At 46.7% G+C, this 16,212-nt stretch carries 19 protein-coding genes and 1 pseudogene; 5 read left to right on the top strand and 15 right to left on the bottom strand.

Features of this window, described 5'->3' with window-relative positions; all coding sequences use genetic code 11:
- Positions 1–51: 51 nt before the first annotated feature.
- From ALO_RS14310 to ALO_RS14250, 14 genes and pseudogenes are all read right to left on the bottom strand, one after another.
- The gene (locus ALO_RS14310; protein ID WP_004097038.1) at positions 52–915 is read right to left on the bottom strand and encodes a ketose-bisphosphate aldolase; all 864 of its coding nucleotides are present in this window, start codon (positions 913–915) and stop codon (positions 52–54) included.
- A gap of 15 nt (positions 916–930) precedes the next feature.
- Positions 931–1,782, bottom strand: a complete 852-nt coding sequence (locus ALO_RS14305; RefSeq protein ID WP_004097037.1) for a class II fructose-bisphosphate aldolase — start codon at positions 1,780–1,782, stop codon at positions 931–933.
- Between the two features lie 24 nt (positions 1,783–1,806).
- Positions 1,807–2,877, bottom strand: coding sequence for a PTS fructose transporter subunit IIC (locus tag ALO_RS14300; protein ID WP_004097035.1), 1,071 nt, complete (start codon positions 2,875–2,877; stop codon positions 1,807–1,809).
- A 23-nt stretch (positions 2,878–2,900) separates the two neighbouring features.
- On the bottom strand, positions 2,901–3,212 hold the full coding sequence (locus ALO_RS14295; RefSeq protein ID WP_004097033.1) for a PTS fructose transporter subunit IIB: 312 nt from the start codon (positions 3,210–3,212) through the stop codon (positions 2,901–2,903).
- A gap of 27 nt (positions 3,213–3,239) precedes the next feature.
- Positions 3,240–3,698 carry a PTS sugar transporter subunit IIA gene (locus tag ALO_RS14290; protein WP_004097031.1) on the bottom strand — a complete coding sequence of 153 codons (459 nt, stop codon included), beginning with the start codon at positions 3,696–3,698 and terminating at the stop codon, positions 3,240–3,242.
- Positions 3,699–3,743: 45 nt separating this feature from the next.
- Positions 3,744–5,249, bottom strand: coding sequence for a BglG family transcription antiterminator (locus ALO_RS14285; protein ID WP_004097030.1), 1,506 nt, complete (start codon positions 5,247–5,249; stop codon positions 3,744–3,746).
- 373 nt (positions 5,250–5,622) lie between these two features.
- The gene (locus ALO_RS14280) at positions 5,623–6,612 is read right to left on the bottom strand and encodes a Gfo/Idh/MocA family protein (protein WP_004097021.1); all 990 of its coding nucleotides are present in this window, start codon (positions 6,610–6,612) and stop codon (positions 5,623–5,625) included.
- 147 nt (positions 6,613–6,759) lie between these two features.
- Positions 6,760–8,079, bottom strand: a complete 1,320-nt coding sequence (locus tag ALO_RS14275; protein WP_004097019.1) for a replication-associated recombination protein A — start codon at positions 8,077–8,079, stop codon at positions 6,760–6,762.
- 414 nt (positions 8,080–8,493) lie between these two features.
- Complete coding sequence (locus ALO_RS14270) at positions 8,494–9,207, bottom strand: methyl-accepting chemotaxis protein (protein WP_004097017.1); 714 nt, start codon at positions 9,205–9,207, stop codon at positions 8,494–8,496.
- Positions 9,188–9,568 carry an SLC13 family permease gene (locus ALO_RS14265; RefSeq protein ID WP_004097015.1) on the bottom strand — a complete coding sequence of 127 codons (381 nt, stop codon included), beginning with the start codon at positions 9,566–9,568 and terminating at the stop codon, positions 9,188–9,190. The genes ALO_RS14270 and ALO_RS14265 overlap by 20 nt, the downstream gene beginning before the upstream one ends.
- Before the next feature lie 21 nt (positions 9,569–9,589).
- Positions 9,590–10,909, bottom strand: coding sequence for a nickel pincer cofactor-dependent isomerase, group 22 (locus tag ALO_RS14260; RefSeq protein WP_004097013.1), 1,320 nt, complete (start codon positions 10,907–10,909; stop codon positions 9,590–9,592).
- Positions 10,910–10,979: 70 nt separating this feature from the next.
- Positions 10,980–12,065, bottom strand: a complete 1,086-nt coding sequence (locus ALO_RS14255) for an MFS transporter (RefSeq protein ID WP_004097011.1) — start codon at positions 12,063–12,065, stop codon at positions 10,980–10,982.
- Positions 12,014–12,163 (bottom strand): annotated as a pseudogene (locus ALO_RS23945) (UxaA family hydrolase); the annotation flags it as partial. The pseudogene ALO_RS23945 and the gene ALO_RS14255, both read right to left, overlap by 52 nt.
- A 2-nt stretch (positions 12,164–12,165) precedes the next feature.
- A complete protein-coding gene (locus ALO_RS14250; protein WP_004097009.1) occupies positions 12,166–12,447 on the bottom strand; it encodes a UxaA family hydrolase in 282 nt (93 codons plus the stop codon).
- 693 nt (positions 12,448–13,140) lie between these two features.
- Here ALO_RS14250 and ALO_RS14240 point away from each other — a divergent pair.
- The 5 genes from ALO_RS14240 to ALO_RS14220 all read left to right on the top strand — a co-directional run bounded on the left by ALO_RS14240 (position 13,141) and on the right by ALO_RS14220 (position 15,816).
- Positions 13,141–13,368, top strand: a complete 228-nt coding sequence (locus ALO_RS14240; RefSeq protein ID WP_004097006.1) for a helix-turn-helix domain-containing protein — start codon at positions 13,141–13,143, stop codon at positions 13,366–13,368.
- 96 nt (positions 13,369–13,464) lie between these two features.
- Entirely contained in the window at positions 13,465–14,214 is a 750-nt protein-coding gene (locus ALO_RS14235) for a hypothetical protein (protein WP_004097005.1), read from the top strand.
- Positions 14,215–14,247: 33 nt separating this feature from the next.
- Positions 14,248–14,505 carry a LexA family protein gene (locus ALO_RS23810; protein WP_413788505.1) on the top strand — a complete coding sequence of 86 codons (258 nt, stop codon included), beginning with the start codon at positions 14,248–14,250 and terminating at the stop codon, positions 14,503–14,505.
- A gap of 24 nt (positions 14,506–14,529) precedes the next feature.
- Positions 14,530–14,805, top strand: coding sequence for a hypothetical protein (locus tag ALO_RS14225; protein ID WP_004097003.1), 276 nt, complete (start codon positions 14,530–14,532; stop codon positions 14,803–14,805).
- Positions 14,806–15,480: 675 nt separating this feature from the next.
- Positions 15,481–15,816, top strand: a complete 336-nt coding sequence (locus ALO_RS14220; protein ID WP_004097002.1) for a hypothetical protein — start codon at positions 15,481–15,483, stop codon at positions 15,814–15,816.
- A 15-nt stretch (positions 15,817–15,831) separates the two neighbouring features.
- On the opposite strand, the gene ALO_RS14215 is transcribed toward ALO_RS14220, so the two are convergent.
- The gene (locus ALO_RS14215) at positions 15,832–16,098 is read right to left on the bottom strand and encodes a hypothetical protein (protein ID WP_139025406.1); all 267 of its coding nucleotides are present in this window, start codon (positions 16,096–16,098) and stop codon (positions 15,832–15,834) included.
- Positions 16,099–16,212: the final 114 nt, after the last annotated feature.

Here is a 16,212-nt window from a genome sequence, read left to right as displayed (position 1 = left end):
ATACTTTTTTTTGCTTTGATCCAGGTTGCTGCGCTCTCTTTTCGCTGAATGCTACTGATAATATTTTACTTTATCGGCATCATTGAATAAGTCGATTTTTTGATATACAACCTGCTTCATTGCCTCAATGCAGGGCGGATAAATGGCGTTAGGCTCGCGGATGACCGGGTCCTGCAGCACTTCACGGCATTTTCTATAGAACGCATCCTTGATATCACTGGATATATTGATTTTCGATATTCCCAGTTTTACCGATTCGGCTATTTCCGTATCGGAATTGGCCGAGCCGCCGTGCAGTACCAGCGGTATATCCACAATGGCTCTGATTTCCTTCAATAGATCCAGCCTTAGTTTGGGCCGCATATTTTTCGGGTAAATGCCGTGCGAGGTACCAATGGCAATCGCCAGGGTATCCACGCCCGTTCTGGCGACGAATTCCTTTACCGTGCCCGGTTCCGTATAGATAATTTTCTCCGTGCCGGCCTCACCGCCGTTTCCGGTTGTCCCGATGGTTCCCAGCTCGGCCTCCACGGAAACATTGACGGCCCGGGCCACTTCCATGACTTTTTCGGTAATCGCGACATTCTCTTCAAAAGACAGCAGCGAGGCGTCAATCATCACGGAAGTAAAGCCGCAGTGAATGGCTCTGATGATCTGATCAAAACTCCCGCCATGATCCAGGTGGATCACTGCCGGTATGTTGCTTTTTATGATTTCTTCGCGCACAGCGGCAATAAAACTGTCTTCCACGAAGGACAATTCATCCGGGTGAATGGCAATAATCACCGGAGCCTTCTTCTCCCTGCAGGCTTCCATAACGCCTTTTAAAATCATGCTGCTGCTTACATTAAAAGCCGGTACGGCAAACCGGTGTTTTTGCGCCACTGACAGCAATGCTTTCATATTCATCAGCATACTCTTTTATCCCCTTTAGTTTTTATTGTTTGAACCGGATAACCGTATATAATGCCTTACGATTTCCAGACTGTCCTTTTCCACCTGGTCGACTAAATCGTAGTAATTGATATCCGGCTGCTGCCGGAGCCTGTTTTTCACGGCGGCGGTGTTGGCATTCATGAAGTCGCAGCCCACATTGATCTTATTAATCCCATGTTGAACCGCCTGCAGGATATTTTTCTCGCCCGAACCGGAACCGCCATGAAGAACCAGCGGCATGTCTGTCAATTGCTTGATCTTTCTTAACCGTTCAAAATCAAATTCAGGAATCATGCCCCCGGGATAATTTCCATGCGAAGAACCAATGGAAATGGCTAAGGCGTCGATCCCGGTTTCTTTGGCAAACCGGAACGCTTCCTCCGGATCGGTATACATGGAATTCCCGGTTAATTCGGCCCCTTCCGCAGCTCCAATACAGCCAATTTCGCCTTCCACGCTTACTCCTTGGGGATGGGCAAATTCAACGATTTCCTTGGTCATCGCGATATTTCCCTCCAGGCCAAAACGTGAAGCATCTACCATTACGGAAGAAAACCCGTCCTGTATTGCCTTCTTTAACAGTAAAACATCCTGTCCATGATCAAAGTTCAACGCTACTTTAATGTTGGTTCTGTTGGCCAAGATTTTCACTATGGGTGTTATCAATTCACTGTCGCAATGATTCACTAAATGATCCTGATACAGATTGACAATAACCGGGGCGTTTTCCTTTTCGGCAGCCCGGATTACCGTTCTGGCCGTTTCTAAATTGAAGCAATTGATCGCCATAACAGCGTAAGATCCGGCATGGGCTTTATGCAGCATATCGGTCATGGAAACATACATGAGCTACACTCCTCGCGACTTATTTTATCGTGATGCCTGACAAATCAACCTCTTCCTCTTGATCATCGGCCTCCTGTTCCTGAGCGGCATCTTTTTTAACGCTACCAGCAATAATGCCGTGACAACACTGCCAACACCTAAGGCCACCAGGAAGCCCAGCGGATTTTGCATGGCCGGGACGATAAACATACCGCCTGAGGGAACCGGCGATCCTACATTCAGCAGCATGATCAGCATACCGCCGATGGCTGCGCCGAAAGAACAGGAGAAGATGACCCGGACCGGATCGACAGCGGCAATCGGGATGACCCCCTCTGTGATCATGCAAATCCCCATAGGAAAGGCTATTTTGATATTGTCGGCTTCACTTTTGCTGTATCTTGCTCTTCGGATCAGCCAGGATAAAGTCACTCCGAACGGCGGAATCATGGAGGCGCAGATTTTAATAGCTTCCGGCCCATACACTTTTTCGATCAGCAATCCATCCGCGAATAAAGAAGCGACTTTATTGACCGGGCCGCCGAAATCAAACGCGGCCATGGCCCCCATAATCGCCCCGAACAAAGCTTTGGAACCACCCTGCATATTGACCAGCATATCCTTCAGGGCAAACGATGCCGCCGCAATGAGTCCGCCAATAATAAAGAACATAATAAAGCCTACAATCAGCGATGCCAACAGCGGAACAATCATCATCGGCATTAAGCCTTGCGCCCAGACTGGAACTTTGATATGACGTTTTAGATAGTTAACGCACCAGCCGGACAAGTAACCGCCCAGCATGCCGCCAAGAAAACCGGCTCCCATGACATTGGCGATCATCCCCATTAATAAACCCGGCGCAATCCCCGGCCTGTCCGCGATGGAATAGGCAATGGCCGCCGCCATAACGGCCGGAATCAGCCCCATGCCGTATACCCCTAAAGTAACCGCCGCTTCCCACAGACTATAGCCCTGCTTATAATCGGAAATTAAAGCCGGATTGCCGCCGACGATATTCCCGATGGCAATGAGCAGCCCAGAAGCCACTACCAAAGGAAGCATATACGATATTCCCGTCATAGCATGCTTTTTTAATTGCAGTTTTTCGAACATAATGACAGCCCCCATTCATTTTTTCAAATTCCCAGTTCCGCCTGGATTTTGTTTAATAATGCTTTGGGAGATTTTATTGCAATATGGGTCGGGATTTCCACCACTTTTTTACCCTGGAAACGTTCCCTGCCGCCAATTTTAATATCCGCCGCAATAATGACAACATCTGCCGCCGCAATATCTTTAGCCGATAGCTCATTTTCGGTCCCTATCGTCCCCTGGGTTTCAATATGAATGGTATGATTTAATGCCTGAGCGGCTTTTATCAGCTTTTCTTTGGCAATATAGGTGTGCGCAATTCCGGATGTACACGCTGCAATACCAACGATATTCATGTCAACCCCTCCGCTTTCCGGTTTTCTTCATTGCATATTTTGAGACAGCAGTCGAATCACGTCCTTCTTATCCTGAGTCGTTAACAGCTTCTGCAATATTTCGTCATCGGCTAAAGCAGCGGCTACCTGGGATAACAGTTTTAAATGAACCGTTGTTTTATCTACATTTCTGACGGCAAACAAGATCACGAAATGTACAGGCAAATCATCAGGAGTTTCCCATTTTAACGGATTCCCGGTTCTGCCAACGGCAATGGAAGTTACGCTTACGGCGTCTGATTTGCCATGCGGAATCGCAATATGCCCGCCAATGCCCGTCTGTCCTTCCGCTTCACGCGAGTAAACAGCTTTTATAAAGGATTCTTCTATACTCAATTTTCCGTCTTTGTACAGTCTGTTGGTGAGCTGCCGGATGGCTTCATCCTTAGTGGTAGCATTCATTTCCAGATCAATCAGATTTTCGTTTAAAATACTGTCGATTTGCACCTTTTCTCCATCTCCTTTGGGTCCGTTGTTCTATTTTTATTTTTCCTATTGGTTTGCAGACACCGCGTTTTTAACTTTTAAAATGTCGATTTCATTAAAAAGCGCACTGACCAGAACAATAGGAATATCTTTGGATAAATTAATATGAATAGTGGTTAGAATTAAATCAATTTTTTCCTTATCTAAAACCTGTGTAATATGATTGGCAGATACTGTATTGACTATCTCCCATTCCGGAAAAGCATTTTTTACCCTGGTTTTAAGTAAATGTGAAGTGCCGATTCCCGATGAGCAGACAATTAAGGCCCGTTTCACCGATGATTGTTTTTCTAAAGACGCTTGAAAGTAGACCACAATGTAACTAATTTCATCGTCGCTGATTTTGTGCAGAATCGGCAAGTTTTTTTGTTTGAGAAAGCTGTGCTTTACAATTTCAAACATAACCGGAAACTCTTTTTTAATATCCTGCAATAACGGGTTGCTGATTGAAATATCATATTGTATTCTTTTCAACAGCGAGCACATGTGCAAAAACAAATTTTGCTGCAGCGCACTGTCTTTGCTAAAATCCACCTGCAATGTATGAGAAGCATCTTCAATCAACTGCCATGTCGTTTCTTTTTCTTTCGAGGTTTCAGAAGTTACATCGATAATGAAATTTTCGCTTGCCTCTATGCTGCAGGAAGTAAAATACTGATAAATATAGAACACTTCTATTTCCGGCACTTTTAGGCCAATATACTTGTTTATTTTATGGATGACATATTGAGCCACCCGGAATATTTGTTCGTTTTTTATTTCCCTGTCCTTTTCCTGCAGCACCTCATAGTCCGCTTTAAAACTGTCATTGCGCAACCGTTTGATCAAAATAACCAGATGAGTGAAAATATTAATATAGTAGGGGTCCTTAATGGCCGCACCTAACATATTTTCAACAGCTTTTAATAAATGCCCGATAAAAGCAAAATCTTCCTGGGGAAACTCCTTAAACATATAATGGTGGTTTTCCCGGGCCAAATAAGAGTCTTCCTGAAAAGCTACAGGCATGTACTCCAGAATTTGCATTAGCATTTTTCGTATATTTCTTTCCTTGCCTTCTATATAAGTACCCTTATGAGAACGGATCAGACTTAAATGATAGGGTTCCAGTTGTTGTTCAATGCTTTTCAGATCATTGACGATGGAAGCATTGCTAACGTAATAATATTCCGACAAACCTTTTATTGACGATTCCTGAGGCGACTGAAGCAAGAGAAGGATCAGCAAATGTTTTCTTCGTTCATTGACACTCATCCCCGGCAGATTTTTTTGCCGGTTAAGGCCGTTGCGGCTAATTGTAGGTAAAGAGGATAAATCCATTTGCAATCCTTTGCCCTGACTTTGTTTGATGAGATTGTTATTCCCTGTCTTTTTCTTTATGGATACAATGTCACGATAAATTGTCTTAGGTGAAACCTTTAAGAAATCAGCTAAGGTATTAGCCGAAACATAGCCATCGGATTTTGCTAAAAAAGTAACGATTTTTGTTTCGCGCACTGTTAAATTTTCCACTATCGCCACCTCTTTGAAGTTAATGCTTGCACTGTTTTTAGCAACAAAGTTAGCTTTTAATCTATTGTTATTCTAGCAACAAGAATATTTTTTGAAAATACTAATTAGTGTCCACAATTTACAGACATTTTTAGATGCGCCCGTCACTTTCATCCCTTCTCCGCTGTTTTCAACAAAGGTCCTATTGACGCATAAAAACCAATGCGAGACCCCAGCCTCCCGGCGTCAGGACGGTCAACCGCAGACGCCATGCCGGTCGAATGGCAAAAAAACCTGCCGGCCCGCTTTGAACAGCGGCCGGCAGGTCTCATATATGCCAATTCTCCCTGTGGCTTATCAGATATTCCCGGGACAGCAGCACCGTTTTCCCGGATCAGCAGGAGGCATCGGCCGGAAAGATGATTCCGGCTCTCTTTCTTGCCATTGTCTGAATTTCGCTGACAAGCAGACTGTGATCCAGCATTTGATAGCATTTTTCCAACGCGTTATGTTTAATCATAGCTTCAAATGCAATAAATTCATTGACCATACGGTGCTCATATGTATTTTCATTGACCAGGGAGCTTTTTCCATCATTCATGATCAGTTCAAAACTCATGCAGACATTAGCCGGAGTATTTTGGTATATGCATCCCTGATCCCCCTGAATAGTATTGGCAATGGGCGCCTTGCAATCCTTCGCCCCCACACAGGTGCATTGAAAGGTTCCATAATCCAATATCAATATTCCGGACGTATCGATCCCTCTTTCCACATTGGGATAATATTCAACATTCTTAGGCCTGCCAAATAACCCCACCACATAATGGATGTTATAAATATTGAGATCCATCAATGCGCCGCCGGAAAATTGGGGATCAAAGGCAGGCAGAACCTGGCCTTCCTTAAAACGGTCATATCGTCTGGAATACTGGGAATAGTTGCATTGAACAATCTTTATATTACCGAGAGCAGGCAGCAGCTCTTTTATTTTTTTATAATTCGGCAGGTATTGGGTGGTAATGGCTTCAAACAGAAACAGCTTCTTTTCTCTGGCCAGTTCAGCCAATAGCAGCGCTTCCCGGTAATTTGACGTAAACGGTTTTTCCACAATAACATTCTTGCCTGCTTCCAGGGCCGCCTTGGCAAAGGGAAAATGCAAATTATTAGGCACTGCAACATAAACAGTGTCTATCGCACTGTCTAACAATTCATCATAGCTGACAAACCTATTTTGAATGTTATATTTATCCGAAAGATCTTTCAGCGCCGCTTCACTTCTTTTGGTACCGCAAATGGCTGTTAATTCCGTTTCCTTTAAATAAGCAGTGATTGTCAGAAACTCCTGTACAATCATTCCCGAGCCTGCAATGCCTAATTTCATTTTCTAACCTCCGATATCTTTTCATACCCGCCAGCCCCCTGTCCGGGACTTTCACCTTAGAGATGACGTCTATGCGGATGTGCCTGATAAAGGCTCCCCCCGCCGAAGCGGAGGAAGTCTTTTGGCCTGCGCCTTAAATGGGACCGGCTATTTTTCAGTCTTCATCTGCTTGATCAATTCCAGGCGTTCTTTGATATTTTTCTCCAGTCCCAGACCGGCAGGCTGATAATACTGCCGGCCTTTCAAATTGTCCGGCAGGCACTGCATATTCGTTACTTTAGCCGCAGCATCATGGGCGTACTGATACCCCTTGCCATAGTCGAGGTTTGCCATCAGCCGGGTGGGAGCATTCCGCAGGTGCAATGGCACACCCTCGGCCATGGTGCTGTTAGCATCCCGTTTAGCGCTTTCGTAGGCCACATACAGGGCATTGGACTTGGCAGCCACGGAAAGGTACACCACCGCCTGAGTCAAGTGCACATTGCACTCCGGCATCCCCAGGAAATGGACGGCGTTATACACGGCAACAGTCATTTCCAAAGCCCGGGGATCGGCCAGCCCGATATCTTCCGAGGCAAAACGGACCAGTCTGCGGGCAATAAACAGGGGCTCCTCCCCTGCTTCCAGCATTCGGGCCAGCCAGTAGACCGCGGCGTCAGGATCGCTGTTGCGCATGGATTTATGCAGGGCTGATATGAGATTATAGTGTTCCTCCCCGTTTTTATCATACAATAATGCCTTCTTCTGAATGCAGCCCTCCACAGTCTCTTTGCTGATGACCGTGGCGTCCCCCTGCCTGTCGCCGCCCGCCACCGCCATTTCCAGCACATTCAGCGCCGTTCGGGCATCGCCGTTGGCATAGACGGCAATCAGCTCCAGCAGCTCTTCGGCAATCGCAATATTCTGGCCGCCATAACCTCTTGGCTCCCGCAAGGCATACTTTAACAGTTTGATGATATCCTCTGTCTGCAAAGAATGCAGCACAAACACCCTGCTGCGCGAGAGCAGGGCGGAGTTAACCTCAAATGAAGGATTTTCCGTCGTAGCGCCGATGAGAATAATGTTGCCCTTCTCCACATGCGGCAGGAAAGCATCCTGCTGCGCCTTGTTAAAACGATGGATTTCGTCCACAAAGATCACAGTCCGCTCGCCCATCCGCCGGGTCTGTTCCGCCTTGACCATGATTTCCTTGATCTCTTTGATGCCGGAGGTCACGGCACTAAAGGTTACAAACCTGGCATGAGTCATATTGGCGATGATCATGGCCAGGGTCGTTTTGCCGACGCCGGGCGGCCCCCACAAAATCATCGAGGTAATGTTATCGGATTCGATGATCTGCCGCAGCACCTTGCCTTTGGCCAGGATATGCTCCTGCCCAATATATTCGTCCAGGTTCCTTGGCCTGATCCGGTCGGCCAGCGGGGCTTTGTGCATACTTTCAAAAAAAGTGCCTTGTACATAATCCATGCAGCACACCTGACTTTCACAAAACAGTACGTATGTTCTGGTTATATATTATCATCTAATGGAAAAAATGCAAGCCAGGCATGCGTAAAGGCGCCGGCTTGCATTTTTTATGTCTTAGCTGTTTATCTCACAGCCCGGTCAGCATATTCATCTCAAACTGCAATAACTTAAGATTCCTGTTTTTTATCAACAGACAGATGTTTATATATTTTGACCCATTTTTTCGGCAAGAGCCAAAGCCAGTCATGAGATTCAATGAGCTCCACCGGTCACCGGCAGCGCCGCAATTTATTTTTTGAGCGCTAAACCCACAGAAAATGCCGGCCCGCTCTGCTGCCCAACTTGATATACTCTTTCCGACGGACTGAATACAATAGGCGATACCTTTGCTAAAACAGGCACCCCTTTTTCATTTTAAAACGCGTCGGCCTTTTCGTCCAGCAAATGCGCCATGGCGCGCAACTCCTGGGTAGCGCCGGCCATATGGGCAATCGCCCCGGCCACCTGGGAGATTCCCTCCTCCACCTGGCCGATCTGATTACAGGTCGCTGCGCTGCCGGCCTGAATTCCCCTGATGACCGCACTGATTTGCGAAATCGATTCCGTGCTGTTTGTCGCCAGCTTGCGGATTTCTTCCGCGACCACGCCGAACCCTCTTCCCTGTTCCCCCACTCTGGCTGCTTCTATCGCCGCGTTAAGTCCCAGCAGATTGGTCTGTCCGGCAATTTCCTTAATGAACCCCAGCACGCGATTGGTCTCCGCGACCTGAGCCTGGGATTCTTTGGCCATCTGTGCCAGGGCCCGGGCAATGCCGCTTATTTCCTGGGATTGCGCCGTGATCTCCTGGGCGGTGCCGGCTAAAGTACTGATATGATTGAGTAAATTCCCGGCCATATCCTTCAGGGTTTGCTGGCGGTCCAGCGACTGGGAAACGGCGATTGAACCGATGATTTCGCCCTGACCGTTATAGACGGCTCCCACCTTGACCGTATAAGGAAAGCCATGCAGCTGTTTGTCCAGCGTCACCTTTACATGCGGCAGCTGCCCGTGAATCAGCTTGTAAACCCCGGACCCCGGTTTTAGCGGTGAATGGGGCTGAGTACGAAAATCAAGATCCTTTGCCGGCAATCACCGGGATAAACATCGACATCGTCGCAACATTACTGAGAAAACCGGACATAATGCCCGCGGTGCTTAATATCAGTGCCATTGCCAAAAGCTGATGATTGCCAACCCGGCGGACAATGGCGTTGCCGATTAACTGCGCCACCCCGGTCTTGAACAAGGCATGTCCGACGACCATCATGCCGGAAATCAGCATAACCAGACTCGAAGAAAAGCCGCTAAAGGCAGTGGTGAAGCTGACCGTCTTAGTCAAAACCAGGGCAATACAAACGGCAACCGCAGTTACGCCAATCGGAAAGATTTCCGTTGCCCAGAACAGTAACGCCACCACCGTGATTATCATTGCGATTGTTGATTCAGCCATCAATTTCCCTCCCAGCATTTTTTACGCCCGGATCTTCCCGGCCCCATCCTGTTGCTTGTCCGGCCCGAAGCCCTCAAGGAGGTTGCCGCCGGCATCAAATTCCATTATCAGCGGCCGGCCGCAGACCACAATGTTCTTCATGCCGCGCGCTTCGTCGAGCATAGCCTCGGAAATATAGATTTCACCCAAATGCAGAGTATCTCTGATCCTGACCATTCTTATTTTGGACAGATCCCGGATATTGCAGGTCTTCACGGCGGCTGCTATCGCCTCCCGGTCGGCAGGCATGATCATCGGAATGCGAACCGTGGCCGAGATCGCAATTGTCAAGGCATTGGCATACATAGCGTCATGATCAATTTTGTCGACCAGTTCGCGCGTCGTGAAATCAGCCATTCCCAGACCGTTGGCATTGCCATGCGTCTGCTGCGTCAGATCCAGCACCACCAGCTTGTTGACAGCGGGCCCGCCCGTCATATAGGGGACCGCATAGCGTCCGGTGATATTCGGGTCCATACCCCCGCCGGAGATTTCCTTGCCGATCTGATCCACAACCAGGACATCCATTGGATCGAAAAATATCCGCGGCATACTTCTTTTCGCCTCTACCAGCAGCCGCTGCTCGGCCTCAATAATCTCCTCAGCCGGCAGGGCAGCGATCCTGGCGATTTTATCATAGGGATTTTCCACCGTGGCGATGCCGAACAGAATCCGGGTGCGCTCCAGCTTCATCCGGGCCATGCTGACGATATTCTCCGCCATATGCTCAAAGCCGCAGGCATGGCAGGAATCGGCCCCCTTCTGCTTGCCCAGCCCGATGGTGATCATCTTGGCCAGCCCGCTCTCGCAGGGGCCCCGGAACTGGGTATGCGGCTTCACCCGGTTGATGACCACGATGCCGTCTGCCTCACTGGCATTTTTGTCCATCAGCACGGCCAGCCCATTATCCAGCCGGCCGATTTCGACAACCTCCATTGACGACACGACCGGGCAGCCGGCGCTCTCCTCCGTGATCCCCAGATTGGCCAGCACCTGCACCTGCCCGGCGGCAGTGGCTCCCCCGTGGCTGCCCATCGCGGGCACGATGAACGGCTGCCCGCCCCGCTGCCGGATCCCGTCAGCGACGGTGCGCGTTATGTCCGCAATCCGGTCCAGGCCCCGGCTGCCTACGGCAACGGCGATCCTCATGCCGGGCTTGATCCGGTCGCCCACGCCCGGCCTGTCCAGCTCCGACCGCAGAACAGCCGCCGGGTTTTCCAGTTCCGCCGCGGGAAAAATCTGCCGCACCTTTACCATCCGCGGCAGCGGTACATCCTTCAGCAAATCCTGAATGACTCCCATCTGTCCACCTCCCCTGTAAATTGATTCAATTCCGATCTTCAGCAAATTCAATGCCCGTTTTGCTCCCGCTTCAGCCGGGATCTTCCCGGAAAAAGGCAAAGGCCGAGATGCCTAAAAGCAAGCCGCAGGCCGGGACCAGAAAGGCGGCCCGGTACGCAGCCACAGAATATACCCCGGGTGAAAGCAACGGATACCAGCGGATCACCAAACCCATTACATATTGATAAAAAGCGCCGCCGCCAAAGAGAAAAATATTCAGCGCCCCGACAGCCGTGCCGACAAATTGGGCCCGGTACATTTCCCTGGCACAGGCAAAGCAGGAGACAAAGGGGCCGCCCGACAACCCATACCAGAAGAATAAACCGTACAACATGAGTTCAGGCATTTGATCCGTAAAGAATATAAACGGAACATAGCAGGAAATATGCAGGATACAGCCCCAGAGCAAAACGGTCCTGCGCGATTTTAACACCTTGTTCGACAGATACCCGGCCAGCGGGCAGCCGATAACCATGCCAAGCGGAAACATCATGAGGATATTACCGGCAGCCTGCCCGGACATGCCGTAGATATTCTGCAGGTAAGGACCCGCCCATAACGATCCCACCCCCATAAACGAGCCATAGTAGGAAAACAGCAGCAGTCCCAGTAAATAGAACGGCTTGTGACCAAATACGGCCTTCACCGCTGCCGCGAAAGACACGCTCCGGACGGCTGAAACCCGAGACTGCCCGCTGCGGTCCCGGGGAGCCGGAAAGCCCAGCTCGGCCGGCTTGTTGCGAATGACCTTATAGGTCATTACACCGGCTAACACCGTGAGCCCGGCCACCACACCGAAAGAGTGGCGCCAGCCTATATGTTCCATAAGAATAACCAGAGGGGTGGTGGATATCAGCGCTCCTATATTGCCGACAGCCAGCAGAATGCCGGAATAGGTGGCCATTTCATCCGGCCGGTACCAGTCGGCCAGGATACGCATGGCCGCCACATAGACGACGCCGACGCCAAAGCCGATGATAAACCGCCCCAGCGCCAGCAGCGCCGCATTGGGCGCCCGGGCGAAAACAAAGCCGCCGATGCCGGCCAGGAGCACAAAAGCCGCAATGGATGGGCGATAAACAGCGTACCGGCAACGATATTCGACACTGCCCGGCATATGGGATAAGACACCGCATCCAGCGGCAGCAGCAGCACATGGTTCCGGACGCCGATCCGGCCGTTTTCCCGGCGATAGCCCAGTATTTTGGTATTCATGCTTACCACCTCGCACTTTTGATATTGTGAATATGCACCCATTCCCCCGGGCTGATGTTCCGGGTTGCCTTGCCGATGGTTTCCCCGTATTCCAGGACCGCTTCGCCGGCCTTGACCGGCTTCAGCGCGATCTTATGGCCGAGGGGAATATCATGGCCGGACTGGACCATGGTTTCCTGATTGGTGTCCAGGAAGACGCCGGTTACCTTTTCACCAGTCTTGATATCCTGAACGGCTACCCCGACATTGTCTTCCCGGCCATGGATTAAAAATTTGTGATTCATGCTCCTTCCTCCCATCCGTTTTTTTTACAGAATCCAGACCATTCTCAGGTCATCTTTTACACACGCACCGCCATGAACAGGCGATTGCCCGGGAAAAATTCCGCCGGCGGCCCCTCCCTCTTTGGACAATCCATTGTCGCGATGCTGGGATTGGGTTATAATGTAGACAAGTGCTTCTGGAAAATCATGCTTTTGTGCAGCTGCTCCGTTTTAGCGGCCGCATGCTTGAATTTTCTGCTTTCCAGGACTGTGGGTCCCGGTTTTCAAGGGATCAGTGTCCCCTTCTTTGCCATCCCCTTTTTTTCAGGCATGCCTGTCCCCCTGTTTCACCGTTTACACTACTTTAATTTCAAAACAATTACACAGGCTTTCGCATCTAGTCATTTTTTAGTAACCAGATGATCATTAGTAACCGGCTTTTCTCTAATTGAAACAGGTAACAATAACGCCATTAACACAACTATAGATCTTACCGCGCGCTCCATACTTTGGCCGATGCTCCACGACGACCAGCTCCTCCAATATGACATAAAGCAAATGTTGTAATTCCAGCTTGGCTAAGGCCCATCTCTTCTGAATCCGCAATATCTTTTATGTAGCATATAATCACCACCTTTCTTTTGTTGTCTTAAAGACAACTGATTATCTTTATTATAGTTGTCTTTAAGACGACTTGCAAGGAGTTTTTGTAAAATGTTTGAGAAAACTATATTTGGCTTTAGACTTCGCGAACTAAGGCAAGGGCACAAAATTTCAGTCCCACAATTAGCTGATACATTTAAGATACATAAAGGAACTGTGAGCAATTTAGAATTAGGCAAGAAGTCTCCCAGTATTGATCTGGCCGTAGCGCTCGCCGACTACTTCAACGTCTCTCTCGATTATCTCGTCGGCCGGTCTGATAACCCAGACCGTAGGTAATTAAACCAAAATATGCTTGTTTTTCTTAGTTGAATATTTCAATGTCAGTTGACTATTTATTAGGCTTGTCCGACAAGCCAGAAAGAAGATGATTGTATGAGGAATCCTATTATCATTACTATTGTATGTGCAATTATAGTATTTACTGGCGTAATTGTTTGGTGGTCAGGTAATGAAAAATACGAAACTTCGAAATCTACCATCACTGAACAAGCAAAATCTGAGCCTCAAAATCAGCAAACGCATTCTCAAGCGATTAATGACGACCTTAAAAAAATCAAAGCAACATTTACAATCGACTGGCCAGCCAAAAAAGGGAATAGCACAAAATATATAGTTGAAATTCAAAATACATCTGACAAACAATTCAAGGGAAAAATTCGTGTTATCCCTTCTACATCTTCCATTATGGGATCATGGTCAGAAGATATTCCCAGTCTCCTGCCCGGTGAACGCAAAACCATGTTTTCCTTTGCAGAAATCAAGCCTGATACAAAATTCTCTTATGAAATTGAAGGTTCGTTTTTTAAGTTCAATCAGGATGTTATGCCGGGTTTAAACTATGAAATAATTCGCACAAACTCTGGCGAAGGTTATATGACGTTTTTTGTCTATACGCCAAAAAACGACTCTGAAACTTTAATCAAGATTTGCCAAGACATGAAAAATAAATATGCCAGCAACCTCAAGATAGGCTTTCAAATCCGCTTTTTTGGCCATAAATCGGTTGTCGAAATGAAAGAAAATTTTGCTGCTTATGCTTTCACAAAACCCCTAAATCTCTCAAAATTAACTCTTTTTAACAAAGAAACAGGTGTCGAAACTGTTGCGGCAGAAAATATATAAATCAAAATCAGTCTTGCCATGAGTTAAAATCAGATCTGCCCTAGTCCTGATGAGGCAGCTTTCCAGCGCATTCCGGGTTTTGGCTGGATTCCAGCTGATGTCGAAATATTGCAAAATGATCTGGCCGAGTCGTTTATGGATTTACCTGAAGGATTCTCCGCTGATTTTGCTTTTCGGGTTACCGGCAACAGTATGAAATATGTTGGCATTCAGGAGGACGACATAGCCTTTATCAAACGGTCGGACGACGACGCTATAGGGCAGGTTATCGCATCATCATCTGGCCGTTGATGATGCAATTCGCTTAGGATTTTTGTGCGAAAAAATGGCCAAGCGGGTTTACGCTCAGCCAATCCGGTTTTTCGGGATATTCTGTTGACGCCACAGCACCATATTGATGGTGTGGTGGTGGCCCTGCTTAAGAAGCAGGTGCCAGCTCTGGCGGATTATGAAAGGCTTTTGGATCATAAGCATCTTTTGGACGCTATATGGTCGGAGATTGCCGCTCTGGCAGGTAAGAATGGAATACCGGCAGAGTTTGTTAAAAGGCTGATTGAGGTGCAAGTGGCGATGGCGGGGAAGAGGTCGTAAGTTAAATAGGAAAACTAAGAATTCCAGCTGGTTCGCTGAAATTTTTAGTTTTTCTGGAAACACATTCTCGTTTCAACATATTAATTTATTGAATGCTCATTCTCTAATTTTGGCAATAACACACCGAAGCATTTAAGCAAAAATTTCTCACGAAAGATTATTTAATAAGATTATATTTAATTTTGTTGTGAATATGGGTATTATTTAGCTATTTGAACAGGTGGTTGTTTTACATGGAACAACGGAATCTTTATGTAGACAGTAGGATTCTGCATCGAATCAGGTATGATCGCGATAATTACTCCGAGTGTATTTATTGCAGTCAAACAGCAGATTCCAGGGAACACGTGCCATCAAAGGTATTTTTACACAAACCTTACCCTAAAAATCTAAGCATTGTTCCTTCATGCAGCAAATGCAACAATGGATATTCCCAAGACGAGATTTTTGTTTATTTATGCATCGAAAAGTTGAAAAAATGCTATTATCAAGATTATGAATTTTGCAATGAAACTCTTTCGCGAATAAAAAAATATCAAAACATTGCAGACGAAGTGGATAGCTTGATAAAGAACCAAGGTTTGTTACCAATTAACCCTTATGCTCTTACAGATGCTAGAATAAGCAACGTACTTGAAAAGCTGGCACTAGGCCATGCGGTATATGAATTAAGTATTGGCTACAATTCCTATAGTTGGTCTGGGAAATGCAATTCCATTTTATAAATTTCTCCCCAATTTATGTGCTGATGAAATTGAAGAAATTGACTCCTGTTTTAATTTAAATGATGAATGTTTTCCAGAAATAGGATCTAGAATTTATGATAAAATTTATGTAATTAAGGCAATAACTAACGAAGGCATGGATTTTTCGCTGTGGTTGCTTGATTGGATTGATGTTCAAGATAAAGCTTATAGATATACATGCTATCTTTTTGGCAACACCATAATAGTTAAAATAGTAATTTTTGAATTTTTGTATGCTGTAATAACCTTTGAAGAAAATCTGTAATAAAAACAATTTAATTTATTTAAGTACGATATCTTGATATATACCTTTTACTTCTGTGTCCCATGTTCTTGCTTCAATTTCGTGCAGCTTTGATATCATATTATGATACTCTGTCAATTTCTTATCAAAATTTTCAGGATTTATTCCCTGTAAATGCATAAATTTCAAAGTGCAAATCAATAAAATAATTAAAGCATTTGCCAACGCACTTACACCTAATGAAATTGCTTTTCCATATTTTCCTTCTTGCATATCATTAATAAAATCTTTTTTTTGCTCCAAAATATCAGCATCCAAATGTGCTATTTGACTGCTTAATTTATAATCACATACCAGACTAATATATAAAATTGGGGTCAAGCTCATTCTGAAATATTTTTAAAAGACCATTATTTT

Origin of the sequence: Acetonema longum DSM 6540, assembly GCF_000219125.1 — a bacterium.
Taxonomy (GTDB): domain Bacteria; phylum Bacillota; class Negativicutes; order Sporomusales; family Acetonemataceae; genus Acetonema; species Acetonema longum.
The sequence above is the reverse complement of the archived record's forward strand: the minus strand, read 5'-3'. Positions and strand labels throughout refer to the sequence as shown.